General features: G+C 50.0%; 22 protein-coding genes. 20 read left to right on the top strand and 2 right to left on the bottom strand.

The window, feature by feature from the left end; all coding sequences use genetic code 11:
• Positions 1–43: 43 nt before the first annotated feature.
• Entirely contained in the window at positions 44–1,018 is a 975-nt protein-coding gene (locus tag NQ534_RS20395) for a GDSL-type esterase/lipase family protein (RefSeq protein ID WP_006861830.1), read from the bottom strand.
• Positions 1,019–1,184: 166 nt separating this feature from the next.
• Here NQ534_RS20395 and NQ534_RS20390 point away from each other — a divergent pair, with 166 nt between their 5' ends.
• The 6 genes from NQ534_RS20390 (at position 1,185) to NQ534_RS20365 (ending at position 8,096) form a co-directional block, all read left to right on the top strand.
• Entirely contained in the window at positions 1,185–2,603 is a 1,419-nt protein-coding gene (locus NQ534_RS20390) for an MBOAT family O-acyltransferase (RefSeq protein ID WP_006861831.1), read from the top strand.
• A 99-nt stretch (positions 2,604–2,702) separates the two neighbouring features.
• Positions 2,703–3,842 carry a DHHW family protein gene (locus NQ534_RS20385; RefSeq protein WP_006861832.1) on the top strand — a complete coding sequence of 380 codons (1,140 nt, stop codon included), beginning with the start codon at positions 2,703–2,705 and terminating at the stop codon, positions 3,840–3,842.
• A 66-nt stretch (positions 3,843–3,908) separates the two neighbouring features.
• Positions 3,909–4,754 carry a thymidylate synthase gene (gene thyA / locus NQ534_RS20380; RefSeq protein ID WP_006861833.1) on the top strand — a complete coding sequence of 282 codons (846 nt, stop codon included), beginning with the start codon at positions 3,909–3,911 and terminating at the stop codon, positions 4,752–4,754.
• Positions 4,755–4,767: 13 nt separating this feature from the next.
• On the top strand, positions 4,768–5,271 hold the full coding sequence (locus tag NQ534_RS20375; RefSeq protein ID WP_006861834.1) for a dihydrofolate reductase: 504 nt from the start codon (positions 4,768–4,770) through the stop codon (positions 5,269–5,271).
• A 108-nt stretch (positions 5,272–5,379) separates the two neighbouring features.
• Positions 5,380–7,224, top strand: a complete 1,845-nt coding sequence (gene asnB / locus NQ534_RS20370) for an asparagine synthase (glutamine-hydrolyzing) (RefSeq protein ID WP_006861835.1) — start codon at positions 5,380–5,382, stop codon at positions 7,222–7,224.
• The gene (locus tag NQ534_RS20365; RefSeq protein WP_006861836.1) at positions 7,221–8,096 is read left to right on the top strand and encodes a homocysteine S-methyltransferase family protein; all 876 of its coding nucleotides are present in this window, start codon (positions 7,221–7,223) and stop codon (positions 8,094–8,096) included. The genes asnB and NQ534_RS20365 overlap by 4 nt, the downstream gene beginning before the upstream one ends.
• Here NQ534_RS20365 and NQ534_RS20360 read toward each other — a convergent pair.
• On the bottom strand, positions 8,085–8,858 hold the full coding sequence (locus NQ534_RS20360; RefSeq protein ID WP_006861837.1) for a DUF6062 family protein: 774 nt from the start codon (positions 8,856–8,858) through the stop codon (positions 8,085–8,087). The two genes, NQ534_RS20365 and NQ534_RS20360, sit on opposite strands and share 12 nt — an antisense overlap.
• Before the next feature lie 290 nt (positions 8,859–9,148).
• Here NQ534_RS20360 and NQ534_RS20355 point away from each other — a divergent pair, with 290 nt between their 5' ends.
• The 14 genes from NQ534_RS20355 (at position 9,149) to NQ534_RS20290 (ending at position 24,913) form a co-directional block, all read left to right on the top strand.
• The gene (locus NQ534_RS20355) at positions 9,149–9,925 is read left to right on the top strand and encodes a pseudouridine synthase (protein WP_040783070.1); all 777 of its coding nucleotides are present in this window, start codon (positions 9,149–9,151) and stop codon (positions 9,923–9,925) included.
• Between the two features lie 30 nt (positions 9,926–9,955).
• Positions 9,956–11,980, top strand: a complete 2,025-nt coding sequence (gene ligA, locus NQ534_RS20350; RefSeq protein WP_006861839.1) for an NAD-dependent DNA ligase LigA — start codon at positions 9,956–9,958, stop codon at positions 11,978–11,980.
• A gap of 1 nt (position 11,981) precedes the next feature.
• Positions 11,982–13,592 (top strand): cardiolipin synthase, encoded by a 1,611-nt coding sequence (cls, locus tag NQ534_RS20345; RefSeq protein WP_050778303.1) that lies wholly within the window; start codon positions 11,982–11,984, stop codon positions 13,590–13,592.
• Positions 13,593–13,658: 66 nt separating this feature from the next.
• The gene (gene metA / locus NQ534_RS20340) at positions 13,659–14,591 is read left to right on the top strand and encodes a homoserine O-acetyltransferase MetA (RefSeq protein WP_006861841.1); all 933 of its coding nucleotides are present in this window, start codon (positions 13,659–13,661) and stop codon (positions 14,589–14,591) included.
• A gap of 115 nt (positions 14,592–14,706) precedes the next feature.
• Complete coding sequence (locus NQ534_RS20335) at positions 14,707–15,153, top strand: NADH-quinone oxidoreductase subunit NuoE family protein (RefSeq protein WP_006861842.1); 447 nt, start codon at positions 14,707–14,709, stop codon at positions 15,151–15,153.
• A gap of 443 nt (positions 15,154–15,596) precedes the next feature.
• Positions 15,597–16,568, top strand: a complete 972-nt coding sequence (locus NQ534_RS20330) for an ABC transporter ATP-binding protein (RefSeq protein ID WP_040783169.1) — start codon at positions 15,597–15,599, stop codon at positions 16,566–16,568.
• A gap of 3 nt (positions 16,569–16,571) precedes the next feature.
• Positions 16,572–17,366: an ABC transporter permease gene (locus NQ534_RS20325; RefSeq protein WP_006861844.1), complete on the top strand. Its 795-nt coding sequence runs from the start codon at positions 16,572–16,574 to the stop codon at positions 17,364–17,366.
• A complete protein-coding gene (locus tag NQ534_RS20320; RefSeq protein WP_006861845.1) occupies positions 17,363–18,154 on the top strand; it encodes an ABC transporter permease in 792 nt (263 codons plus the stop codon). The genes NQ534_RS20325 and NQ534_RS20320 overlap by 4 nt, the downstream gene beginning before the upstream one ends.
• Positions 18,155–18,409: 255 nt before the next feature.
• A complete protein-coding gene (locus NQ534_RS20315; RefSeq protein ID WP_040783172.1) occupies positions 18,410–19,123 on the top strand; it encodes a LytR/AlgR family response regulator transcription factor in 714 nt (237 codons plus the stop codon).
• A gap of 4 nt (positions 19,124–19,127) precedes the next feature.
• On the top strand, positions 19,128–20,417 hold the full coding sequence (locus tag NQ534_RS20310) for an ATP-binding protein (RefSeq protein WP_006861847.1): 1,290 nt from the start codon (positions 19,128–19,130) through the stop codon (positions 20,415–20,417).
• Positions 20,418–20,665: 248 nt separating this feature from the next.
• Positions 20,666–21,379, top strand: a complete 714-nt coding sequence (locus NQ534_RS20305; protein ID WP_040783071.1) for a LytR/AlgR family response regulator transcription factor — start codon at positions 20,666–20,668, stop codon at positions 21,377–21,379.
• Positions 21,376–22,707 carry an ATP-binding protein gene (locus tag NQ534_RS20300; protein ID WP_006861849.1) on the top strand — a complete coding sequence of 444 codons (1,332 nt, stop codon included), beginning with the start codon at positions 21,376–21,378 and terminating at the stop codon, positions 22,705–22,707. Before NQ534_RS20305 ends, NQ534_RS20300 begins: the two co-directional genes overlap by 4 nt.
• A gap of 84 nt (positions 22,708–22,791) precedes the next feature.
• Positions 22,792–24,237, top strand: a complete 1,446-nt coding sequence (locus NQ534_RS20295; protein ID WP_006861850.1) for a family 43 glycosylhydrolase — start codon at positions 22,792–22,794, stop codon at positions 24,235–24,237.
• A gap of 94 nt (positions 24,238–24,331) precedes the next feature.
• A complete protein-coding gene (locus tag NQ534_RS20290) occupies positions 24,332–24,913 on the top strand; it encodes a hypothetical protein (RefSeq protein WP_006861851.1) in 582 nt (193 codons plus the stop codon).

Here is a 24,913-nt window from a genome sequence, read left to right as displayed (position 1 = left end):
CTTAATACCCCGATGCCTGCATCAGGGTATTTAACTCTGGAAATTATACCGTCGGGATATAATGTGTTTTTGTATAATCCAGCCACTTGCCGCAGTATTCCTGGTCCAGATGAATACCGTCCGGGGAAGCGCCGGAAATGAGAGAGTGCGTGCCGTCCGAGAGTATCTCATTTAAGTTTATGTAATGATAGCCCTCCTCCTGGCACAGCTCCATAATCTTCAGATTGATGGCGTCCACATTCGCATTGTTTACGTAATCCCCGGTGGTCACCAGAGATTCGTCCACATAGATGACAGAATATACATAAACGACCGGGTCGGAGGAGGAAGAACGTGTTTTGATATCCGACAGCACTTTGCGGTAGGATTCCTTTACGTCGTCCATATTATATGCGCCCAGCTCATTGGTACCCAGCATCATGTAGATTTTTGAAAAATTAATATTTTTCAGCGCGTCCATGACGAGCATATTTCCCTGTGATGTCGCAATCTGTGCGTCCGTGTAAAAATTCTCCAGCTCCATACCGACCGCCGTCACAAAGCTGCCTTTGGTGATGCCGGAAAAGTTGCGGAAACCCTCCATGCGGGAGTCTCCGATAAATACGGCATCTTCAAAATAAGAATCCTCCACTGCGACTGCCTGCTCCGGCACCACAATATCCATATATGCGTCGCCGCCGTCCGGAATACCGTTCTCACGACCGAGACTGGCGGCGGAGACCTCCGTTTCGCTTTCGGACTGCGCTTCCACGTCAGTTTCGGATGAAGCCTGCGAACCGGCCTCAGACGTTTTTGCGTCTCCGTCCGTCTCCGGCGCTTCGGTTTCCAGAAGATTTGCGCTGGAAAAGACTTCCTGTTCCTCCCGCCGGATTCTTTCCTGGATATTTTCATGCGAAAATAAGCTAATCAGACTTTTCCCCTCAAAGACGACCAGGACGAGAACGATTAGCGTTAAGACATTTATAATAAGACCACTGCGGCGCTGCTGCCGTGTGGGTCTTTTTTTCTTTTGTTCCATTGATTCCCCTCATTCTGTGTTATATCCCCGTTAATATTCCCTGCGATAAAAAAAGTTGTTTTTTACCATACTCTATTATATAATAAATGCGGTAATTGTAAATAGGTTTTTCGAAGAAAATTTAAAATGGATTTACAAAAATGAATGTACAGATAGGAGCAGAAGAATGGTATTCAGCAGTATCTTATTTATGTTCCGGTTTCTGCCGCTGGTTCTGATTCTCTACTATGTGGCGCCGGTCAGATTCCGGAACATTATCCTGTTTCTTTTCAGCTTGTTTTTCTACGCGTGGGGCGAGCCGCGGTATGTATTTTTAATGCTGTGCTCCATCACGGTGGATTATTGCATCGGCAAAAAAATCGACGGCTGCAGGCAGGCGGGCAATCCGTCCGCGGCAAAGCGCTGGATGCTGGCATCGGTGGTTTATAATCTGACGGTGCTGGGCTTTTTTAAGTATACGGATTTTCTGATTGGAACCGTAAACGCCGTGCTTGGCACAGAGATTCCGCTGGCGGGCATACCGCTGCCCATCGGTATTTCCTTTTTCACCTTCCAGACGATGTCGTACACCATCGATGTGTACCGCGGCGTGACGCAGGCGCAGACGAGCTGGCTGAATTACGGCACCTACGTTTCCATGTTCCCGCAGCTCATTGCCGGGCCGATCGTGCAGTATAAGACGATTGCCAGACAGTTAAAGGAGCGGCGGGAGACGACGGACGATTTTGTTGCCGGAATCACGCGGTTTCTGGCGGGCGTCGGGAAAAAGGTGCTGCTTGCCAATAATATCGGCGTGCTCTGGGATACCATATCCGCGATGGAAGCCTCCACGCTTCCGGCGGCGACCGCATGGCTGGGAGCCATTGCATACACCTTCCAGATTTACTTTGACTTCTCCGGTTATTCGGATATGGCAATCGGGCTTGGAAAGATGTTCGGTTTCCATTTTCTGGAAAATTTCTATTATCCGTATATTTCGAGAAGCATTACGGAATTCTGGCGGCGGTGGCACATTTCCCTCAGCTCCTGGTTCCGCGAATATGTATATATTCCGCTTGGCGGAAACCGCAGAGGGGCGGCAAAGCAGATACGCAATATTGCGGTCGTCTGGATGCTCACCGGCATCTGGCACGGCGCAAGCTGGAATTTTGTGCTCTGGGGCGTGTATTACGGAATCCTGCTGATTCTGGAAAAATTTGTTTTCGGAAAGGCGCTGAAAAAACTGCCGGGAGCGCTGCAGAATGTTTATACGCTGTTTTTCGTGGTGATTGGCTGGATGATTTTTGCCTTCGATAATCTGGGGGCGGGAACGGGCTACGTAAGGGCGATGTTTGGCGGCGGCGCGGGCTTTGCCGACAGCAACACCATATACCTGCTGTATAATTATGCGGTGATGCTGCTGGTGCTGATACTTGGCTCTACGGAGCTGCCGAAGAAAGCGGCGGCGTACATTCTGAAAAAAGCGGGAGAGCAGTCCTGGGCGGCGACGGCGCTGCACTGCGTATTTTATGCGGGGGTATTCCTGCTTTCCGTGGCGTACCTGGTGGATGCGAGCTACAATCCGTTTTTATACTTCCGGTTCTGAGCAGGCGGCACATGGCAGGCATGGCTGATCTGCGGCCGCCTTCCGGAACCTTCATGGCAAAAGAAGTGGATTACGAATGCTTTTTGGGGAGAGACTTTTATGACGAAACGACAAAACTGGATTCTGATTTCTTTTTTCCTGCTGCTGGTGTTCGGCTTTACCATCGGAAGTCTGTTAAAGCCCGATACGGCGTTTTCTGAGGAGGAGAACCGCGAGCTGGCGCAGATGCCGCGGATTACGCCGGAGGCTGTGCTCAGCGGGGAATTTTCCAGGGACTATGAGACGTATCTGACCGACCAGTTTGTATTCCGCAACCAGTGGATCGGCGCAAAGACGCTGGCAGAGCGGGCAATCGGCAAGCAGGAGGTAAACGATATTTATTTCGCGAAGGACGATTATCTGATCGAGAAGCACAGCAACACCTTCGATACGGAGACGGCGCAGAGAAATATTACTTATCTGGCATCGTTTCTGGAAAGCCAGGCAGAGCGGCTGGGCGGGGAGCATGTGAAGGCGATGATTGTGCCGAATGCGGTTGATACCCTGAAGGACAAGCTGCCGCCGTTTGCGGACAGTACGCAGGAGGATACTTACCTTCGGAAAATAGAAGAAGCGCTTCCGGATGGCAGCTTTGTGAATCTGCAGCCGGTGCTCGGCGCGCATAAGGAGGAATACATTTACTACCGGACAGACCATCACTGGACGACGCTGGGCGCCTGGTACGCCTACGAAGCGTGGTGCCGGGCGGCAGGCATACCGTATACGCCGCAGGAGGACTACCGGCGGGAAACGCTTTCGACGGAATTTTACGGGACGGTGGCGGCGAAGGTCAATATTTCGGTGCCGGCGGATACCATTGAGGCGTGGTACCCTCTGAAGGAGGTTTCCTATACTGTGCGCCAGAACCACGGGGATGAGACGCGGGATACGCTCTACGAGGAAAGCTATCTGCAGGTGCGGGATAAATACGCTGTGTTCTTCGGCGGCAACCAGCCGCTCACAGAGATAACCACGGCAAATACTACCGGAAGAAAGCTGCTGGTTATCAAGGATTCCTATGCAAACTGCTTTGTGCCGTTTGCCGTGCAGGACTTTGACGCAATTTCGATGGTGGATATGCGCTATTTCAACGAGCATCTGAGCACCTACATTGAGGAAAATGAATTTACCGATGTGCTGGTACTGTATAATGCCGCCGGATTTGCGGAGGATACCTCGCTTGCGAAGCTGTTGTTATGATACCGGGCAGGAGCTGGAAAGCCCTCTGCTGCCTTCAAAATACGAGCAGGAAAGGACAGAAATATTATGAGCTATGCTGACAGATTATTTAAGGAGACCTGCCGGGACATCCTGGAAAACGGCACGGACACCAGAGGAGAGAAGGTGCGTCCGCGCTGGGAGGATACCGGGGAATTTGCGTATACGATTAAGAAATTCGGCGTCGTAAACCGCTACGATCTGCGCAGGGAATTTCCGGCGCTCACGCTGCGGCGGATAGCGCTGAAAAGCGCGATGGATGAAATTTTATGGATCTATCAGAAAAAATCGAATAATATCCATGATTTAAACAGCCACATCTGGGACCAGTGGGCGGATGAAAGCGGCAGCATCGGAACCTGTTATGGAGACGTCATCCGGCGGAAGTTCCTATATAAAGGAGAAGAGACGGACCAGATGGACTACGTGCTCAGACAGCTCAGGGAAAATCCCTACAGCCGGCGGATCATGACAAATATGTATCAGTATGAATACCTGCATTCCGGCGCGCTGGACCCGTGCTGCTACAGTATGACGTATAATGTCACAAAGACGGAGGAGGGGCTGGTGCTAAATGCCGTTTTAAATCAGCGCAGCCAGGATATGCTTGCCGCCAACGGCTGGAATGTCGCGCAGTATGCCATTCTGCTGATGATGGTGGCGCAGGTGAATCACATGATTCCGGGCGAGCTGGTGCACATTATCGCGGACGCGCATATTTACGACCGTCATGTGCCGGTAATCCGGGAGCTGCTGACGCGGGAGGAGCATCCGGCGCCGAAGGTGTGGCTGAATCCGGAGGTGACGGACTTTTATGCATTTACAACAGCGGATCTGCATGTGGAAGACTATGAGACAGGAGAGCAGATTAAAAATATACCGATAGCGGTTTAAGGAGGAAAAAAGGATGAATCTGATTGTAGCGGTTGATAAAAACTGGGCGATTGGCAAGGATAACAAGCTTCTGGTGAGCATTCCGGCGGATATGAAATTTTTCCGCCAGACAACGACCGGGAAGGTCGTGGTGATGGGCAGAAAGACGCTGGAGAGCTTTCCGAACGGGCTTCCGCTGAAAAACCGCACCAATATCGTGCTGACTGGAAATAAAAATTACAGGGTGCAGGACGCGATTATCGTGCACAGTCTGGAGGAGCTGAAGAGCGAGCTGAAAAAATATAACAGTGAGGATATTTATGTGATCGGGGGCGACAGCGTCTACCGGCAGCTTCTCCCGTACTGCAGTCTTGCACATGTTACGCGGATAAATCACGCATACGAAGCGGATACCTGGTTCCCCAATCTGGATGAGCTTGAGGGATGGCAGATTGCCGGGGACAGCGACGAGCAGACATATTTTGACCTGGAATACGGATTTATGCTTTATCAGAATCGTAACCCCCAAAAACTCTGATATCTAAAATTTCTCGAAAGGAATTGCCAATTTTTCATATTTTTGTTATAGTATATGTTTAGATAAGGAAACATAAGGATAGACTCACATGAAAAAGAGGAAAAAAAGATGTGCGGAATTGCAGGTTTTGCAGGAAAACAGGATAACAAAGAAGAGATATTAGAGCGGATGATGGACGTGATAAAGCATCGCGGACCGGATTCAGAAGGAAAATATACAACGGAGGATGTGGCGTTCGGATTCCGGCGCCTGAGCATTATTGACCTGGAGAGCGGCTCGCAGCCGATGTTTAATGAGGACGGGCAGATAGCGCTGATTTTTAACGGCGAGATCTACAACAGCCCGGAGCTGCGCGAGCGTTTCCAGGCGAAGGGACATGTGTTCGCCAACCGCTCCGATTCCGAGACGCTGATACACGGCTACGAGGAATACGGGGAAAAGCTGGTGCATGAGCTGCGCGGCATGTTTGGCTTTGCCATCTGGGACAACCGCAAAAAGCGTCTGTTCCTGGCGCGGGACTTCTTCGGTATCAAGCCGGTGTACTACGCCGTTATAAATAACAATCTGGTATTCGGCTCGGAAATCAAGAGCATTCTGGAATTTCCGGGATATAAAAAGGAAGTAAACATGGAAGCGCTGGAGCAGTATCTGTCCTTCCAGTATTCCAGCCTGCCGGAGACTTTTTTCAAGGGCATATACCGGCTGCTGCCGGGACATTACCTCACCTGGTCAAACGGCGAGCTGAATATAACGCAGTATTTTGACCCGACGCTGGAGCCGGTATCAAAGGACAGCCAGGAGACGCTGGTGAAGAAGCTGGACGAGGTGCTGGATGATTCCGTGCAGAAGCATATGCTTGCCGACGTGGAGGTCGGGGCGTTCCTTTCAAGCGGTGTGGATTCCAGCTACATCGCGGCAAAATATTCCGGAAAAAAGACGTTTACCGTCGGATTTTTTGATAAGGAAAACCAGTACAACGAGACGCATTACGCAGAGGAATGCGCAAAATATCTGGGGCTGGAAAACTACAGCCATACCATCACGGAGGAGGAATACTGGGGCGAGATGCCGAAAATCATGTGGCATATGGACGAGCCCCTGGCGGACCCGGCGGCAATCGCGCTTTATTTTGTGGCGCGCGAGGCGGCAAAACAGGTGAAAGTCGTCACCTCCGGCGAGGGCGCGGACGAATTTTTCGGCGGCTATACGATTTACCGCGAGCCGCTTTCCCTGCGGTGGATAAACTGGCTTCCGGCAAGCTGGAGACGGGCGATGGCAAAGCTTGCGGAAAAGCTCCCGGAAGGAACGAAGGGCAGAAGCTACATCATCCGTGCGAGCAAGACGGTGCAGGAGCGCTTTATCGGAAACGCAAACATCTTTTCTGCGCAGGAGCGGAAAGAGCTTCTGAAGGAAAAGACAAATGCGGTGACGCCGCAGGAGCTCCTGGCGCCGCAGTATAAAAAGATGCAGCAGTACGACGATACGACGAAAATGCAGTACATTGACCTTACCAACTGGCTGCCGGGCGACATTCTGCTGAAGGCGGACAAGATGAGTATGGCGCATTCTCTGGAGCTGCGCGTGCCGTTTCTGGATAAGGAAGTGTTTAAGGCTGCCAGAAGCATCCGCACGAATATGAAGCTGAAGGATAAGACGACGAAATTTGCATTCCGTCGTGTGGCAGAGAAATATCTGCCGGAATTTACCACGAATAAAAAGAAACTCGGTTTTCCGGTGCCTATCCGCGTATGGCTGAAGGAGGACACCGGATACGGAAAGGTGAGGGAGGCGTTTACCGGAGCGGCGGCGAACAGATTCTTTTACACAGATAAGATTCTGCGCCTGCTGGACGACCACAAAAACGGCGTCCGCGACAACAGCCGCAAAATCTGGACCGTCTACACTTTTCTTGTATGGTATAAAGTATTTTTTGAGGATGTAAAAAGCGCATGACGAAAAAAGAATTTAGAAAACTGGCAGAGGACATTATTATTTTAGACGGAGCGACCGGTTCCAACCTTATGAAAGCGGGAATGCCGCGCGGAATCTGCACGGAGCAGTGGATACTGGAAAACGAACAGACGCTGATTGAGCTGCAGCGCGCGTATGTGGAGGCGGGCAGTCAGATTGTGTGTGCGCCGACTTTCGGGGCAAACTGCAGAAATCTGGCGGCGCACGGGCTGAGAGACAAGCTGGCGGATATGAATAAGCGGCTGGTGGATATATCTTTGCGGGCGACCGAGGGGCGCGCCTACGTGGCGGGCGACATGTCCACCGGCGGGGTGGCAATCGGCTCCTCGCCGGATGCGACCTACGAGGAGGCGTTTGAGCGCTATGCGGAGCAGATCACGCATCTGGTAAACGCGGGCGCGGACCTGCTGCTGGCGGAAACGATGATCAGCATCGACGAGACGGTAGCCGCCGTGGAGGCGGCGAAAGAGATATGCGATCTGCCGATTCTGTGCAGTATGACAGTGGAGGCGGACGGCAGCCTTTATTTTGGCGGAAGCGCGCTGGAGGCGCTGGAGACGCTGCAGGAGGTAGGAGCGTCGGCGGTCGGCATCAACTGCTCTGTGGGACCGGACCAGCTGGAGGCGGTCATCGCAGAAATGAAAAAAATCGCACGTGTTCCGGTAATCGCAAAGCCGAACGCGGGAATGCCGAAGATTACGGAAAAAGGAGAAGCCCTCTACAGCATGACGCCGGAGGACTTCGGAAAACATATGGAGCGGCTGGTGGAGGCGGGAGCCGGTATTGTGGGCGGCTGCTGCGGAACGACGCCGGAGTACATCAGAGAAATGTGCAGCAGAATTTTATCTGTCTGACGTAAAGACTGGGTCTGCGGGATACCCGCCCCGGTCTTTTTGCATACAGCGCTGTACGCTGTCGCGGGAGTTGCCCCAGTCTTTATCCTTATTGCGGTAATCATACTTTTCGGTAAACCAGGTGACTTCCTCCTCCAGGCGCTTCATGTTTGTCTGCATGAGGGAGAACAGCGTCGGGTAAAACGTCTTTTTGTGTTTGTCATCCAGACGGGTATCGGCGGTCTCCACCAGATGGGAAAAATGATGCAGGCAGAAGCCTTTGCTGTTTTCAAACAGCGCACGGAACTCTTCGCTGTTCACATACAGCTCAAAAAAGGTATCTATGTAGCGCCCGTAATTGGCATGGATGTGGTCGCAGACGTAGCAGTGCGCCTCCTTTTCCGCCACCCAGGCGCCGATGGAGGTCTTTGGAGCCTCCGTATCCGGGGAGGACTTTTTCATCCGTCCGAAAAGCGAAGACTTTCCGGGAGAAAACTTCTTAACCTGCTCGGAAAGCTCCTCATTCAGCTTTTTAAAATGCGTGCTTAAAATCAGGGCGCTGCCCAGCCGGTTGCCATAGTCAAACATCATTTTATAATGATGGCGGCAGAAGCCCACCTTATCGGTCTGGGCGCGGACATCGTCCTCCATATAGGAAGCCTGGCTTCCAAGAGCAAAATTAATAGCGTGCTGTTCCAGGTTGCGTTCAATAAAGCAGAACGGACACTCGTCGTCCGCCTTAAACGCATCCATCAGCGGGATAGTGTAAATAGATTCCTTCATAACGTAAAACCTCCTGATTAATTATATTAAGTATACTACATGGCGAACATTCGTGCAACCGTTGCAAAAAAATAGAAATTTGGTATAATATGTAGAATAAGCAACGAGCGCATGGACGAACGGGAAATACGACGACTGCTCGCAGTCAGTCGGGTTTCACGGAGGACATATGTGAGTGCAACGAACAATGAGGAAACCAAAGGTTTCCGAATAGGCGCTCGTTGCGCAGGAATATCGCGCATGGACGAACGGGAAATATATAAATGGAGATTGCAGAGAGGAGAATGCACATGGCTTCAGACCGCACAAAAGAAGATTTTCGAAAGATTACAGACACGGCGGAGCCGGTGCGCATCAATAAATACCTTGCGCAGGCGGGCATCTGTTCCCGCCGCGAGGCGGACCGTCTGATTGCGGAGGGAAAGGTACTGGTGGACGGCGCAGCGGCAGTCGCCGGACAGAAGGTACTGCCGTCACAGGATATCCGTGTGGAGGGCGAACAGGCGGTGCGCAGTCAGGAGCGGATACTGCTTGTCGTAAATAAGCCCCGCGGGGTTGTGTGCACGACAGACAAAACATGGGGCGACACCACGCTGGAGGAGCTGGTGGATTATCCGAGCCGTGTGTTTTATGCGGGAAGACTGGACAAGGATTCTGAGGGACTGATTCTTATGACCAACGACGGAGAGCTGCAGGATAAGATCATGCGGGCGGCAAACCGTCATGAAAAGGAATACCTGGTGAAGGTGGATCGCACAGTGGACGATACATTTTTAAAGAAAATGGCAAAGGGCGTGTATCTGCGGGAGCTGGATACGGTCACACGCCCGTGCAGAGTGGAGAAAACCGGGCGCAGAGCCTTCCGCATCGTACTGACGCAGGGATTGAACCGGCAGATAAGACGCATGTGCGCGGCGCTAGGCTATCAGGTACAGGAGCTGCGGCGCGTGCGCATCATGAACATCCGTCTTGGCGGTCTGCCCGCCGGACAGTACCGTGAAGCGACCGATGAGGAGCTGCGGGAAATCTGTGCGCTGGCGGAGGCGGGGAAACCGGTCCGGATGTGACACCTGGACAGGACTTTTAAAATATGGGAAATGAGGACAACCGTGGAAACGATACAGCAAAAAATAGAAGAATTGAGAAAGACGCTGGAATATCACAGCGACCGTTATTACAACCAGGACAATCCGGAAATTTCGGATTATGAATACGACCAGATGATGCTGGAGCTGAAAAGCCTGGAAAAGGAGCATCCGGAGCTGATCACGCCGGAATCGCCCACACAGCATGTCGGAGGGACGGCAAAGCGCGAGGCGGGGGTACTGGTAAAGCACCGCGTGCCGATGCTGAGTCTGGCGGATGTATTTTCGCGTGAGGAAGTGGACGCTTTCGTGCAGGATATGCAGGCGCAGTTCGGCAATCCGGAATTTGTAGTCGAGACAAAAATCGACGGGCTTTCGATGGCGCTGCGCTATACGGACGGCGTGCTGACGACCGCGATCACGCGCGGAGACGGCATTATCCAGGGAGAGGATGTTACGGAAAACGCCAGGGTGATTAAAGACGTGAAAACGCGTCTGAAGCATCCGATTCCCTATCTGGAAATCCGCGGCGAGGTCTATATGACCGATGCGGCATTTGAGAAGGTAAACGAAAAGCAGGAGCTGCTTGGGAAAAAGCTGTTCGCCAATCCCAGAAACTGTGCGGCGGGAACGCTGCGCCAGCTCGACAGCCGCATCACAAAGGAGCGGGAGCTGTCGCTGTTCGTTTTTAATATACAGGAAACGCAGGGACGGGAATTTACCACGCATACGGAAGGCTATGAGTATTTAAAAAGCAACGGCATCCGCGTGATAGACCACTATAAGGTCTGCCGCACGGCGGACGAGGTGTGGAACGCCATAGAAGAGATCGGCAGTATGCGCGGCGAGCTCGGCTACGATATCGACGGGGCGGTGGTAAAGCTCAACAGCCTTGCCCAGAGAGCCATTGTCGGGGCGACCTCCAAGGTGCCGCGCTGGGCGGTGGCATATAAATATCCGCCGGAGGAAAAGGAAAGCGTGCTGCTGGACATTGAGCTTTCTGTTGGAAGAACCGGGCGGATAACGCCGACAGCCGTCTTTGAGCCGGTGCGTCTGTGCGGGACAAGCGTCTCCCGCGCAACGCTGCATAACCAGGATTTCATTGATGATCTGGATATCTGCATCGGCGATACGATTGTCGTTTATAAATCGGGCGAGATTATCCCGAAAATCCGGGCGGTAAAGAAAGAAAAACGCCCGCAGGGAGCAAAGCGCTTCCGCATTCCGGATGTCTGTCCGGTCTGCGGCGCACCGGCGGTGCGTGAGAAGGACACGGCGGATATCAGATGTACCGGCAGCAACTGTCCGGCGCAGCTCGAACGGCACATCATCAATTTTGTCGGGCGGGACGCGATGGACATCAAGGGATTCGGTGCAAATTATATCATAGAACTGGTACGGCTGGGGTACCTGAAAAATGTCGCTGATATCTTTTCCTTAAAGGAACACCGGGAAGAGCTGATTGAGCAGGGAATTATCGGCAAGGAGAAAAATACCGACAAACTCCTGAAGGCGATCGAGGACGCGAAGGCAAACCAGCCGGACCGCCTGCTGACCGGGCTTGGCATCCAGGGCGTCGGGAAGGCGACAGCACGGTCGCTGATGAGCCACTTCGGAACCATAGAAAAGCTGGCCGGGGCGTCGCAGGAAGAGCTGGAGAGCGTCTCCGATATCGGAAGCATCAGCGCGGAGGCAATCCGCAGCTACTTTGCGGAGCCGGATAACCGCAGGCTGCTGGAAAAGCTGCGGGACGCTGGCGTCAACATGGAGGCGGAGCAGGAGGAAGCGGGCACTGTTTTCGCAGGCAAAACCTTCGTGGTGACGGGAACGCTGCCGACGATGGGCAGAAGCGAGGCGGTCAGCCTCATTCAGAAGCTTGGCGGAAAGGCGGCGGGGTCCGTATCGAAGAAAACCAGCTATGTACTGGCAGGAGAAAATGCAGGAAGCAAGTTGACAAAAGCACAGCAGCTTGGTATTCCGGTAATTGATGAAGCAGAATTTCTGGAAATGGCGGCTGCGGAAAATCAGGGGAAATAGGATGGAAAACGAAAAGGAGAAAGAAAAGCAACTGTTGACAAAACCGAAAGAAAAGCTGAAGAAGGGCAAACAGGGAATCCTGCACGTTATTTTCAGCAGAACCGGTATCATTTTTCTGATGATACTGATACAGCTCGGCATTCTGCTGATCTGCTTTAAGCTGATACGGGACTATGTGTTTATCACATACTGGGCAATGGTATTCCTGGGATTCTGTCTTGTGATTGTGATTATCGGCAGGCGCGGAAATCCGGCGTTCCAGATAGCCTGGATAGTTCCGATTCTGACGGTTCCGGTATTCGGCGCGCTGTTTTATCTTTATTTTTATGCGCAGATTGGAAGCAGGCAGCTTAACAAGCTGATTCTGGAGGAGCAGGCGAAAACGGCGTCTCTGGTGGAGCAGAATCCGGAAACCGAACGGATGCTGCAGGAGGAATCGCAGCAGATGACGCATCTGGCAACCTATCTGAGAAATGCCAGCGGAAGCGCCGTTCACCGGAATACCTCGGCGAAATATTTCTCCAGCGGGGAGGAAGCTTTTGAACCGCTGCTGCAGGAGCTGCGCGGCGCGAAGAAATTTATCTTTATCGAATTTTTTATTATCGGTCCGGGCTATATGTGGGAATCTGTGCTGGAAATCCTCAAAGCAAAAGCGCAGGAGGGCGTTGAGGTCCGCCTGCTCTACGACGGAATGAACGAGCTGTTCCGTCTGCCGCGCGATTATCCGCAGGAACTGGAGAAATATGGAATAAAATGCCGCGTCTTTGCACCGATTATCCCGGCGCTCTCCACGACGCAGAACAACCGTGACCACCGCAAAATCGTGGTGGTGGACGGAAGAATGGCGATGACCGGCGGCATTAATCTGGCGGACGAGTACATCAACCGCAAGGAGCGGTTCGGTTACTGGAAGGACGCTGCCGTCATCATTGAGGGAGAAGCGGTAAAGAGCTTTACACTGATGTTTTTGCGGACCTGGAAGGTAGCAAATCCGAAAAATCAGGAGGAAGTGGACTACCGGAGCTACATCGATGTGCCGCCGGCAGAAAGAAAGTATCCGGAAAGCGGCTATGTGCTTCCGTTTGACGACAATCCGCTGGACGGCGAGCTGACGAGCGAAACCGTTTATATGGACATTCTGTATTCGGCAAAAAAATATGTGCACATCATGACGCCGTATCTGGTGCCGGACCACGAAATGATTGTCGCGCTCACGTATGCGGCAAAGCGCGGCGTGGACGTAAGAATTATGATGCCGCATATACCGGATAAAAAATACGCCTTTCTGCTGGCGCGCACCTATTACGATGAGCTGCTGGATGCAGGCGTGAAAATATCCGAGTTTGAGCCGGGGTTCGTCCACACAAAGGCAATCGTCTCCGACGATGAAAAAGCAGTCGTGGGAAGCATCAACATGGATTTCCGCAGCTTTTATCTGAGCTTCGAGTGCGGCGTCCTGCTTTATCAGAACACCGCCGTCGCAGAACTGGAAAACGACTTCCAGACAACACTGGAAAAATGTCTGACGGTAACGCATGACTTTTATCAAAAGCAGCCGCTCATTTTCAGAATCGCAGGAAAAGTGCTGAGGCTCTTTGCGCCTTTGATGTGAGCGCATGGACGAACGGGAAATACGACGGCTGCACAGAAAAAGCATGGACAACAGGAGGAATTTTTTATGCCAGTAAAAGTACAGGGCGAACTGCCCGCAAAGGAAATATTAGAGAGAGAAAACATTTTTGTGATGGACGAGAACCGGGCTATCCACCAGGATATCCGTCCGATTGAGATTGCCATCTTAAATCTGATGCCGCTGAAGGAAGAGACGGAGCTGCAGCTTCTGCGCTCGCTTTCCAACACGCCTCTGCAGATCAGCATCACCTTTATGATGGTATCGGGACACCAGTCAAAAAATACCTCGACAAGTCATCTGAACCAGTTTTATGTGACCTTTGATGAGGTAAAGGAAAAAATGTTTGACGGCATGATTATCACAGGCGCGCCGGTAGAACAAATGGAATTTGAAGAGGTAGACTACTGGGAAGAGCTGGTAGAGATTATGGACTGGACAAAAACGCATGTGACAAGCACCATCCATCTCTGCTGGGGAGCGCAGGCGGGACTGTACCACCATTTCGGGCTGAAAAAACGTATGCTGGAAAAGAAAATGTTCGGTCTGTTCTGGCATAAGGTATCCAACCGCAAAATCCCGCTGGTGCGCGGTTTTGACGACGTCTTTCTGGCGCCGCATTCCCGCCATACGGAGGTATCAGCGGAGGACATTCACAACTGTAAGGAACTGATGGTGCTTGCGGAATCTGAGGAAGCAGGCGTATTTCTCACCATGACGCACGACGGGCGGCAGATTTTTGTGATGGGACATCCGGAATATGACCGCGTCACGCTGGACGGCGAGTATAAGCGGGATCTCGGAAAAGGGCTTCCAATCGAAATCCCGAAAAACTATTATCGTGACGACGATCCAGCGAATCCGCCGCTTCTGATGTGGCGTTCCCACGCCAATAATATGTATACAAACTGGCTTAATTACTATGTTTACCAGGTGACTCCGTACGACCTTATCGGAACCCCGGATTTTTCGGGTGTTTGAGCGGTTTGCTGGCACTTTATTGCACAGATTCATCTCATCGGGAGCAATCAGTCTGAGCTGAAGTGCCTGCAATTTATCTTCTCAAAGAATACTAATATTAGAAGAAGTAGTAAATATGCTTCGAGAAATTCAGGAATTTTATGGCTTTATTTCACCGGAAATGAAGCAGCACGCAGCAGAAGCGCTGGGAGTAAAGGAAGGAATATTGACCTGCTTAATTCGGCGGTTTCCAAGTCTGAAGGAGGCAGATTATCAACATACCGTAACAGTTTGCACAGGGGAGCGCTGCGGTAGAAAGCAGGGGATGAAAATTCTTCAGGAAGTAAAGAGAGAATTGCAGATTGATGAAGAATACTCTTCAAGGCAACCCATGCTTTCAAAAAATGGGAAATGTTTGTTGAAAACACAGAATTGCTTAAAACAGTGCCGTACCGCTCCCAATTTGATGATAGATGGGAAAGTGTATCACCAGATAAAATTAGAGGATGTGCATAATTTGCTGTTGGAAAAAAGCATAATTTGCTGTTGGAAAAAAAGCTTATTGACATTGGGAAGGCAATAAGCTAATATAGAATTATATCTCAAGAAAGAGCAGGTAAGTGGATGTTAATTGTTTCTGTAAAGACAAAAAACAACTAAATTTTATACGAGGGTAAGCACGGAATAGCGTGTTTTATTTGTGTTACCCTTTTCAGCATTGTTGAATGCTGGTTGTTTCTGCCTTACAGAATACTGTGTACACCGAAAATAATTGTCTTATTATGATGGATAAGAACGTAGGGAAAGTATGACTGTGGTAGTCATGCTTTTTTTATTTGGGACTGACCGTGAAATGTGGCGTGTTTTAGGACATTGCGGATTTCCTTTTATGGGAAGGTCCTGTTATGTTGCATCATTCGGGATATAGGGAGCAGTGGTTTCAGTCTATGTATGATAGGCAGAAACCACGTTTTTTATGCATTTTTTACTGTTCTGGAAACATTATTTAAACGGGAGATTTTGAAGATGAAAATTATTGAGACAGAAAATTTAACAAAAAAGTATAAGCGATACAAAAAGCAGGAAGGTCTGGTCGGAAGTATTAAAGGTCTGTTTCACAGGGAGTATGAAGAAAAAATAGCAGTAGATGCTATTCATATGGATGTGAATGAAGGTGAATTTGTAGGATTGATTGGACCGAACGGAGCTGGTAAAACAACCTTGGTGAAGATGCTGACCGGAATCATTGCGCCAACAAGCGGTAAGATACAGGTTTTGGGATTTTATCCGAATAAATTGGAGAAGGCATTTAAGCAGCAATATGCTGTAGTTATGGGGCAAAAGAGCCAGTTGTTTTTTGAACTGACAGCGGAGGATACGCTTAAGCTATTTAAAGAGATATACTGTATTCCGGAAGATGAGTATAGGAGAAATAAGAATTTTTTTGTGGATTTGTTCCAGGTACAGGAGCTTATGAATGTGCAGGTAAGGACCTTATCTCTGGGCGAACGCATGAAAATGGAACTGATTGTTGCGCTGCTCCATAATCCCAAAATACTGTTTCTGGACGAGCCGACCATTGGACTGGATGCCATAGCAAGTAAGCAGATCCGGAATTTCTTAAAAGATGTGAATGAATCAAGAGGAACAACCATTCTGCTTACCTCGCATTATATGGAGGATATTAAAGTATTGTGTAAACGCTCCATAGTAATGAATCACGGCAGAAAAATATATGACGGCGATACGGATCTGTTATTCGGGAAATATCAAAAATGTAAGAGAATGACGATATACTTTGAACACAGTGTGGAACCTGATGTGCCGGATGATTGCAGGGTATTAGAAAAAACGAATGACAAACTGGTACTTGAAATACCAAAACAGAATGCAGAAAAAGTTCTGGAATCTTATATAGGACATTATCCAATCCAGGATATTGGAATTGAGGAAGAAGAAATAGGTTCTGTAGTAGAGCGTATCTATAAGGGGGTGTAGGACATGAAGAAATATTTAGAAATTGTCAGGGTATATATGAAAGCACAGTTGATCTGGAGGCCGGATACCTTTGTTGATATGATTCTGGCAGTGGCAAAAATCCTGTTTGCATGGATTTTATGGAGTATTCTGTTTGAAGGAAAGAATCAGATAGCGGGCTTAAGCTTTCAGACTATGATCTCATACTATATCATAAGTTCTTATGTATTCCAGTTGGATAAATCTGCTGAAATCAGCCAGCAAATGACCGGAATGCTGAGAAATGGCACTTTTTCAAAATATATGGTGATACCGGTACAGACACAGGGGTATTTTGTAGCGATGGAAGCCGGGAAGATTGCATTTTCGGCAGGCATTGGTTTTTTCGTAACTTTTCTGTGGTTCTGTTTGTCAGGGATTCCATTTGTGCATACAGCCAATTTAAAGATACTGTTATGCGGAATCATCATGGTTGTTTTAGGATTGTTGTTTATGGCGGAGCTTAATTATTTCCTTGGAATTTTAACTTTGAAATTTGAGGAAATCAGCACCTTTCTTATGATAAAAGATAATTTTTCAGCATTTGTGACCGGGGCGGTCATTCCGCTTGCTCTTTTGCCGGAATGGATGACAGCAGGTATGAGGTTTTTGCCTTTTTATTATGTCACATATCTTCCGAGTATGCTGTTTATAGGGAAATGTGAGGATGAAGCAGTCACAGGCATATTTGTTTTAAGCATATGGTGCATTGCCTTTATTGTTTTCAATCAGGCAACTTATAAACATTATCGAATTAAGTATGATGGAGCAGGAATATGAAAAATAATTTTAAATTTTTATCAGCATTAATCAAATTAAGATTATCCCATATTATGACATTTCGTTTGGGATTCTTTGGACCGTTTTTTATCAATACCAGTTATTTTCTGGTTCAGCTTTTTGCTTTTGAGGCAATCTACGGGCATGTAGATAATATTCGTGGATGGGGACATGGAGAAATACTTATTTTTATTGGGACATTTTCCCTGATTGATGCTCTGAACATGACAATTTGCTTTTTTGGGGTAATTTCCATACCAGAGAAAATACAAACAGGAGAGTTGGACTTATATCTGACAAAACCGGTAAATCCACTGCTGCGGATTACTTTTGAAAAAGTAAATCCAGGTGCCATGCCACTTTTGCTGTTCAGTGCATGTATCATTATATATGGGGTGAAAGAAAACAGCATGAGTCTTTCGTATTCCAATATCATTGGATATTTGTTTCTGGTTCTTCTGATGACAATACTGTACTATGATCTGGAGCTTCTGATACGGTGTTTTGCTTTTTTTGTTTTCTCCGTAAACAATCTGGTGAAAATAGAGAATACAGCTACTGATCTGTGTTTGAAAATACCTGGGATTGCTTTTTCTGGAATCTATAAGATTATTTTTTACTGTGTACTGCCATATGGGGTAATTGCAACGCTGCCAACGCAGGCATTAATAGGGGCGTTGTCGGCAAAAGGATTGATTTTGGGGTTGATAATCGTGTGCATTTTTACACTGCTTGCATTGTCTTTTTGGAATTACGGGGTACATAGATATGAAAGCGCAAGCAGTTAATAAATTCCAGAAACAGGTGGGATCGCATTCTTTATTGAGACGGCGAAGATGATTGGTGAGGACAGAATGGAAGTGACGTGGAAATTTCAAGATGTAAATGAAAAGATTATAGGCGAAATGCAGGGATAGTATGATATAATAGAGCCGGCTGCCAAAGAACAGGCATCCGGAAATGATTGGCGGCATCCGGCTGCTGTATGGATATGGCTGGTGGCCGAATGAGATTATGAGAAGTTATAATGGATGTGTGAGGATATGTTAAATATAGCGATTGTGGAGGATTCAGAGGCGAGTGCAAAAAGGCTGACAGAGTTTCTGGAACGTTTTTCAGAGGAAAGCAAAGAAACACTCCAATACATGCACTTTACGGGGATAGAGCCGTTTCTGGAAAGCTATCATTTCCAGTTTGATATTGTATTTCTGGATATCGAGCTGCCGGATGGAAACGGGATGGAAGCGGCGAAGAAGCTGCGGGAAAAGGACCCACTGGTAGTGCTCATTTTTATTACCCATCTGATGCAGTATGCGGTGAACGGCTATGAGGTGGATGCCCTCGATTACATAGTAAAGCCGCTGCGCTATCCCACATTTGCGCTCAAGATGAAGCGGGCAATCCGGGAGTGCGGACATGTGCGGGAGGATGAGGTGATGCTGGAGCTGAAAGAATATTCCATCCGGCTTTCGGTATCTTCCATCAAATACATTGAAATTTATAAGCATCATATTATATACCACACAGAAAACGGCGATTATGAAACCTACGGTGTGCTCAGACAGATAGAAAAGCTCCTGCCCGAAAAGGAATTCTTCCGTCTGGGCAGCTCCTACATTGTCAATTTCCGGCACATCGAACGGATAACCGGGCAGTACGTGACGGTGGACGGAAAAGAGCTTCCGGTCAGCAGACTGCGCAGGCAGGAATTTCTGGAAGCCTGTCATAAATATTACATGGGAAGAACACTGAGGTGAGCGTATGATTGCAGGGTGGGCAGTTTTCTTTTTGCAGAATGACTTAAATTTCTTTCTCAGCATGTGCGCCGGCGTTACGATGGCGGGACAGAATCTGAAAAAGCGGTCGCGGTTCTGGGTATGGCTGTTGCTGTATGCGCTTATGATATTTGCCTGGAGCATGGCGTTTTACCTGACAGACCGGAAAGGCTGGGTCAAATATCTGATTGCCTATGCAGTCACCGCCGTATGGACGCTGCTCGTGTTCCAGTGTCGTCTGATCACGGCGCTGTACTGCGTGACGGTGGCGTACTGCCTCGAACATATTGCGCAGCGCGGGCATGAGCTGCTGTGTACTTTCCTGCGGATTCCGGACGGACCATATGAAAAAATCGTTTTGTACGCGGCGATTGCCCTGGTATTTTTCGCCGGTTATTTTCTGGCACTGAAAGGACGGACCTTCCGGGAGGAGGACATGCAGGGGGAGGACCGCGTGCTGATAGTGCTGGCGTTCTTTGTAATTCTTGCGGATATTGTTATCAGCATCACGATGATGGGCGTTTATTCTGCAACAGGAAATGAGACGTTAAAAATATGCACGCATCTGATGTCCATGATGATATCGGTGCTGGCGCTGACCGTGTGTGTGAGCCGCTTCCGCGAGAGCGCCGCCAGGCGGGAGCAGCAGGCGATACGGCAGCTTCTCGATATGGAGCAGGAAAAATATCAGCGGGAAAAGGCGGTCACGGAAGTGATTAACCGGAAATGCCACGATTTGAAATACTATCTGGAGGGGCTGAAAGAACGGATGAGCCGGGAGGAGCTGCAGGAAATCAGCCAGGCAGTCGACGTCTATGAATCCGGCTTCCACACAGGAAACGGTACGCTGGATGTGGTACTGGCAAATAAAAATCTGCTCTGCCAGAGCCGCCAGATTGAATTTACCTGCATTGCGGACGGAAAAATTCTGGCGTTCATGGAAGAGCAGGATATTTATGCACTCTTCGGAAACCTTCTGGATAACAGCATCGAGGCGGTGCAGAAGGTTTCCAATCCGGAAAAACGGGTAATTTCCATGACGGTCACAGAGAAAAACGGTCTGGGATTCATCCACATGGAAAATTATTACCAGGAGGAGATTCTCTTCGAGAACGGAATGCCGAAGACCACAAAGCAGGACCGGCAGTATCACGGGTACGGTACGCAGAGTATCCGCTATCTTGCGGAAAAATATGGCGGGGATGTGCAGATGCAGACAGAGCAGGACATCTTTCTGACAGATATTATGATTCCGCTCAGAAGCAGAAAGTCATGAACAGAAAGATACGAGTGGAAAGTCATAGGCAGAAAGACATAAACAGGAGCCGCTTGCGGCGCAGGTGAGAAATTATCAGCGCCGCAGCGGTCTTTTTGTTGCTGTGAACGGAGTAAACGGCTGAATTGTGACGCATATTAAGCTGTGAAAACGGCAGATAAAGCTATGGCTCTTGCGGGCGGGACGGGCAGCCAATATAATGAATCCAAAGAAGCAATGGGGGTCATTATATAAAGGAGGATATGGGCATGGTTTCGGTTGCGATTGTGGAGGATGACGCGGGTTACACAAAGCGTTTGCAGGAGTATTTGAAAAAGTATGAGGAGGAATACCGGGAGCCGCTGGAGGTGACCGCCTATTCAGACGGGGATGAGATCGTAGAGAACTACCGCGGACAATTTGACCTGATTCTGATGGATATCGAAATGCGGTTTATGGATGGCATGGCGGCTGCCGAGCAGATACGGAAACAGGATTCGCGTGTCATCATCATTTTTATCACCAATATGGCGCAGTATGCCATCCGCGGCTATGCGGTGGATGCGCTGGACTATGTATTAAAGCCGATTTCGTATTTTGCATTCAGCCAGCGGATTAAGCGGGCGATGGAGCGGATGAAAAAGCGCGAGGAGAAATATCTCATGGTAAATACCAAAGCGGGGGTGCATAAAATCGCGGTATCGCAGCTCTGCTGGGTGGAGAGCCAGGGACACCGTCTCACTTATCACACGAAGGATGCGCAGTACGAATCGACAACGACCAGCATTGGGAAGCTGGAGACGGAGCTTGGCAGCGCCAGCTTTTTCCGCTGCAACAAATGTTATCTCATTAATCTGCGATATGTCACAGGGATTGATAAGGACAATGTGCTGCTCGGCGATTTATCCATTCCCGTGAGCCGCGCAAAGAAGAGCGAACTGAAAAGGGCGCTGGTGGCATATATGGGGGAGGCGATGAAATGAACGGCGTAATCGGAATGGTTCCGGATATCCCAAAAGCCTATACGGCGATTGCAGAGTGGCTTTCCTGCGTGGTATGCATCGGTCTGTACCGCAGGGAGCATCATCTGACCTTCCGCCCGACGAGAAGAGAAACGCTCTGCGCTCTGGCGGCGCTTGCCATCCTTCTGCTTCTGCAGCACGCGCTCGGCGTGATTAATGTGGTGTTCTGGCTTCCGGGGATGGCGGCGGCAATTCTGGTGATGTACTGGATGATTATGAGCTGCTGCGATATGAACAAAAAAGCGGGCATTTACTGGATGTCTATCACCTTTGTGATGGCGGAGGTCGCGGCGGCGCTGGAGTGGCAGCTCTACTATTTCTGGGCGGAGGGCGGCGGTCTCTTTGCCGGAGAGCTGGCGTCCGCGCTTTTTATGCTGACGGTGTACGGCATCTTTTTTGCCGGGGCGTACTGGTTTCAGAGCCGCCGGGGACATCACTGGACGGAAATTACGACGCAGGAGATGCTGACCTCTGTGCTGATTGCCGCCATCACCTTTGCACTGAGCAATCTGAGCTATATTTTTTCCGATACGCCCTTCAGCACATCACTGGCGAAGGAAGCGTTTCATATCCGCACACTGACCGGCGTGGGCGGCTTTGCCATTCTTCTGGCGTATCAGCGTCAGTGCAGCGAGCATCACATACAGCTTGAGCTGGAATCCGTGTATACAGTGCTGCGGACACAGTATGCGCAGTACAAGCAGTCCCGCGAGAGCATGGAAATGATTAACCGGAAATACCACGACCTAAAGCATCAGATTGCCATTCTGCGCAGCGAAAAGAACCAGGAGAAAAAGGACCTCTATCTGGACGAGCTTGAACAGGAAATCCGCGATTACGAGACGCAGTACAAAACAGGCAACGGCGTGCTGGACACGATACTGACCGGAAAAGGCATGTACTGCGCGCAGCACGGCATCACACTGACCTGTGTGGCGGACGGAAAGCTGCTGGAGAGCGTATCCGTCATGGATCTGTGTACGATTTTCGGCAATGCGCTGGACAACGCGATTGAATGCGAGCTGTTTATCGAGCCGGAGGAAAAGCGCTTGATTCATCTTTCTGTGTCGGAAATGAACCAGTTTGTGCTGATCCGTATAGAGAATTATCTGGAAGAAAATCTGCGGTTCGCCAACGGGCTTCCGGTGACGACAAAGGGAAGCCGCGACGAGCACGGTTTCGGGCTGAAAAGCATCCGTTATCTGGCGCAGAAATACGGCGGCTCCATGATGGCGGCGGTGGAGGATAACTGGTTTATTCTGAAGGTGATGCTGCCGCTTGGGAAATAAAACGACCGATTATGCAACGTGTGATTCAAATGAAAAATGATATGATAAGATACAGTCACAGACAAAAAAGAAGGGAGGGATAACGTGAAAAAACAGGCAGTAAATCCATATCTTCCGGAATACGAGTACATACCGGACGGAGAGCCGTATGTTTTCGGCGACCGGGTCTACGTGTACGGTTCGCATGACCGCTTCGGCGCTCCGATGTTCTGCATGAATGATTACGTCTGCTGGTCGGCTCCCGTAAAGGATTTGAGCGACTGGCGGTATGAGGGCGTGATCTACCGGAAAAACCAGGACCCGAAAAACAGGCTTGGTCTGCGCCTGCTCTTTGCCCCGGATGTGGCAGTGGGAGCGGACGGCAGATACTATCTTTACTACGCTTATGATTTTATGGGGATTATGGGCGTGGCGGTGAGCGATAAACCGCAGGGACCATATACGTATTACGGACATGTCCGTTACGCGGACGGCACGATATGGGGACGCAGGAAGGGAGATTCGTTTCCGTTTGACCCCGGCATCTTTGTGGATGATGACGGAAGAGTCTATCTTTATTCGGGATTTTATACCCCGGTCCCATCTATCGTGACGGGCGGCAGACGCCTGCGCTTTGAGGGCGGCTATGTGCTGGAGCTGGAGAAGGATATGGTAACGATTAAGGTGCCGGAGACACTGCTTTTTCCGAAAGAGGGAGAGGGTTCCTTTAAAAATCACGAGTTTTTTGAGGCAAGCTCCATGAGAAAATACGACGGGAAATATTATTTCGTCTACTCCTCCAGGCACAATCACGAGCTCTGCTATGCGGTGAGCGACCGCCCGACCGGCGGCTTTACCTTTGGCGGCACGCTGGTGAGCAACGGGGATGTTTTTCTGGACGGAAGAACGTCGGAGAGCGACGCGCGCAACTATCTGGGAAATACCCACGGCGGGATGCTGCGGATCGGGGAGGAATTTTATATTTTCTATCACCGTCAGACTAACCGCAGCTCCTATGCAAGGCAGGCGTGTGCGGAGCGGCTGCAGCGGCTGCCGGACGGCAGTTTTGCACAGGCGGAAATGACAAGCTGTGGATTAAACGGTGCGCCGCTGCGCGGAAGGGGCATCTACGGCGCAAGAATCGCCTGCAATCTCTGGTCGGCAGAAGGCTGCGGAAGATACGACGGGAGCAGTCCGGCAAAAAGGCTGAAGGCTCATCCGTATTTTACGCAGGATGAAAAGGACGGCGACGAAGCGGCACGTCAGTATATCGCAAACATGCGGGACGGCGCCGTGGCGGGATTCAAATACTTCTCCCTGTGGCGGCTGGAACAGGTAGCCGTCCATGTGCGGGGAAACGCGGAGGGCTGTATGGAGGTGTCGGCGGACGCCGGGTTTGAAAAGCTGCTCTGCAGCATTCCTGTGCGGGTGCGCACAAACGACTGGCACCGCTTCTCCGATACCGCAGAGGCGGAGGACGGCGTAAGTGCATTGTATTTCCGCTTCCGCGGCGAAGGTGCGCTGGATTTCCTGGAATTGGAATTAATATGATGCCCAGGGTTCAAAAGTCATGTATTTCACGCTTGCGTGAAAAAACATGACGTTGGAACCCGTAAAACATGAATTGGCAAAGAGGGGGTGAACTATGGAGAGCGTAAAAACAGCCTGGCGGTCGTTTGACAGCCGGCATCCGGGCATCGCGCAGTTTCTGATGTTTTTCATTGTCTGCAATGGCGTTACGGTGCTGCAGCTTATCTTGATGCCGTGCTTTAAATGGATATTCGGAATGACCTCTATGGTGGATGTGAATTTCCAGGTGCTGCAGGTAGGGCAGAATGTGAACGGAACGCCTTATTACATCTTTGATTATGCAGCCGGTTCCATCGCGGAGGGCGGAGGCGGCGGTCTCGCCTACTTTGCGGCGGTGGAGCTGACAATGGCGATTGCCCAGGTAATTAATTTTATCACACAAAGAAAAGTAACCTTTAAAGCGACGGGAAATGTCTGGAAGGCAGCGGCGTGGTACGTGCTGGCATATGTCATCATTACCATCGGCGCGGCGGCTCTGCAGGGCGTCTATAAAGCGCCGCTGTACCGGTTCCTGATAGAACGGATGGGAAGCGGCACCGGCACGACGCTGGCGGATATCGTCACAATGATCATCAACTGTGCGATTTCCTTCTGGGTATTTTATCCGATTATGAAGCTGATTTTTAAGCAGAAATAA

The organism is Marvinbryantia formatexigens DSM 14469 (assembly GCF_025148285.1).
Classification (GTDB): domain Bacteria; phylum Bacillota; class Clostridia; order Lachnospirales; family Lachnospiraceae; genus Marvinbryantia; species Marvinbryantia formatexigens.
Note: the sequence above shows the minus strand (reverse complement) of the source record. Positions and strands in the feature narration are given on the sequence as shown.

Bases quoted from the DNA above. Each gene is read 5' to 3' on its own strand.
- NQ534_RS20390 (WP_006861831.1), top strand. From the start codon at position 1,185: ATGGTATTCAGCAGTATCTTATTTATGTTCCGGTTTCTGCCGCTGGTT.
- asnB (WP_006861835.1), top strand. From the start codon at position 5,380: ATGTGCGGAATTGCAGGTTTTGCAGGAAAACAGGATAACAAAGAAGAG.
- NQ534_RS20335 (WP_006861842.1), top strand. From the start codon at position 14,707: ATGCTTCGAGAAATTCAGGAATTTTATGGCTTTATTTCACCGGAAATG.
- NQ534_RS20300 (WP_006861849.1), top strand. From the start codon at position 21,376: ATGAACGGCGTAATCGGAATGGTTCCGGATATCCCAAAAGCCTATACG.
- NQ534_RS20315 (WP_040783172.1), top strand. From the start codon at position 18,410: ATGTTAAATATAGCGATTGTGGAGGATTCAGAGGCGAGTGCAAAAAGG.
- ligA (WP_006861839.1), top strand. From the start codon at position 9,956: ATGAGGACAACCGTGGAAACGATACAGCAAAAAATAGAAGAATTGAGA.
- NQ534_RS20330 (WP_040783169.1), top strand. From the start codon at position 15,597: ATGAAAATTATTGAGACAGAAAATTTAACAAAAAAGTATAAGCGATAC.
- NQ534_RS20385 (WP_006861832.1), top strand. From the start codon at position 2,703: ATGACGAAACGACAAAACTGGATTCTGATTTCTTTTTTCCTGCTGCTG.
- NQ534_RS20320 (WP_006861845.1), top strand. From the start codon at position 17,363: ATGAAAAATAATTTTAAATTTTTATCAGCATTAATCAAATTAAGATTA.
- cls (WP_050778303.1), top strand. From the start codon at position 11,982: ATGGAAAACGAAAAGGAGAAAGAAAAGCAACTGTTGACAAAACCGAAA.
- NQ534_RS20355 (WP_040783070.1), top strand. From the start codon at position 9,149: ATGGCTTCAGACCGCACAAAAGAAGATTTTCGAAAGATTACAGACACG.
- NQ534_RS20395 (WP_006861830.1), bottom strand. From the start codon at position 1,018: ATGGAACAAAAGAAAAAAAGACCCACACGGCAGCAGCGCCGCAGTGGT.
- NQ534_RS20290 (WP_006861851.1), top strand. From the start codon at position 24,332: ATGGAGAGCGTAAAAACAGCCTGGCGGTCGTTTGACAGCCGGCATCCG.
- NQ534_RS20375 (WP_006861834.1), top strand. From the start codon at position 4,768: ATGAATCTGATTGTAGCGGTTGATAAAAACTGGGCGATTGGCAAGGAT.
- NQ534_RS20360 (WP_006861837.1), bottom strand. From the start codon at position 8,858: ATGAAGGAATCTATTTACACTATCCCGCTGATGGATGCGTTTAAGGCG.
- NQ534_RS20365 (WP_006861836.1), top strand. From the start codon at position 7,221: ATGACGAAAAAAGAATTTAGAAAACTGGCAGAGGACATTATTATTTTA.
- thyA (WP_006861833.1), top strand. From the start codon at position 3,909: ATGAGCTATGCTGACAGATTATTTAAGGAGACCTGCCGGGACATCCTG.
- metA (WP_006861841.1), top strand. From the start codon at position 13,659: ATGCCAGTAAAAGTACAGGGCGAACTGCCCGCAAAGGAAATATTAGAG.
- NQ534_RS20310 (WP_006861847.1), top strand. From the start codon at position 19,128: ATGATTGCAGGGTGGGCAGTTTTCTTTTTGCAGAATGACTTAAATTTC.
- NQ534_RS20325 (WP_006861844.1), top strand. From the start codon at position 16,572: ATGAAGAAATATTTAGAAATTGTCAGGGTATATATGAAAGCACAGTTG.
- NQ534_RS20305 (WP_040783071.1), top strand. From the start codon at position 20,666: ATGGTTTCGGTTGCGATTGTGGAGGATGACGCGGGTTACACAAAGCGT.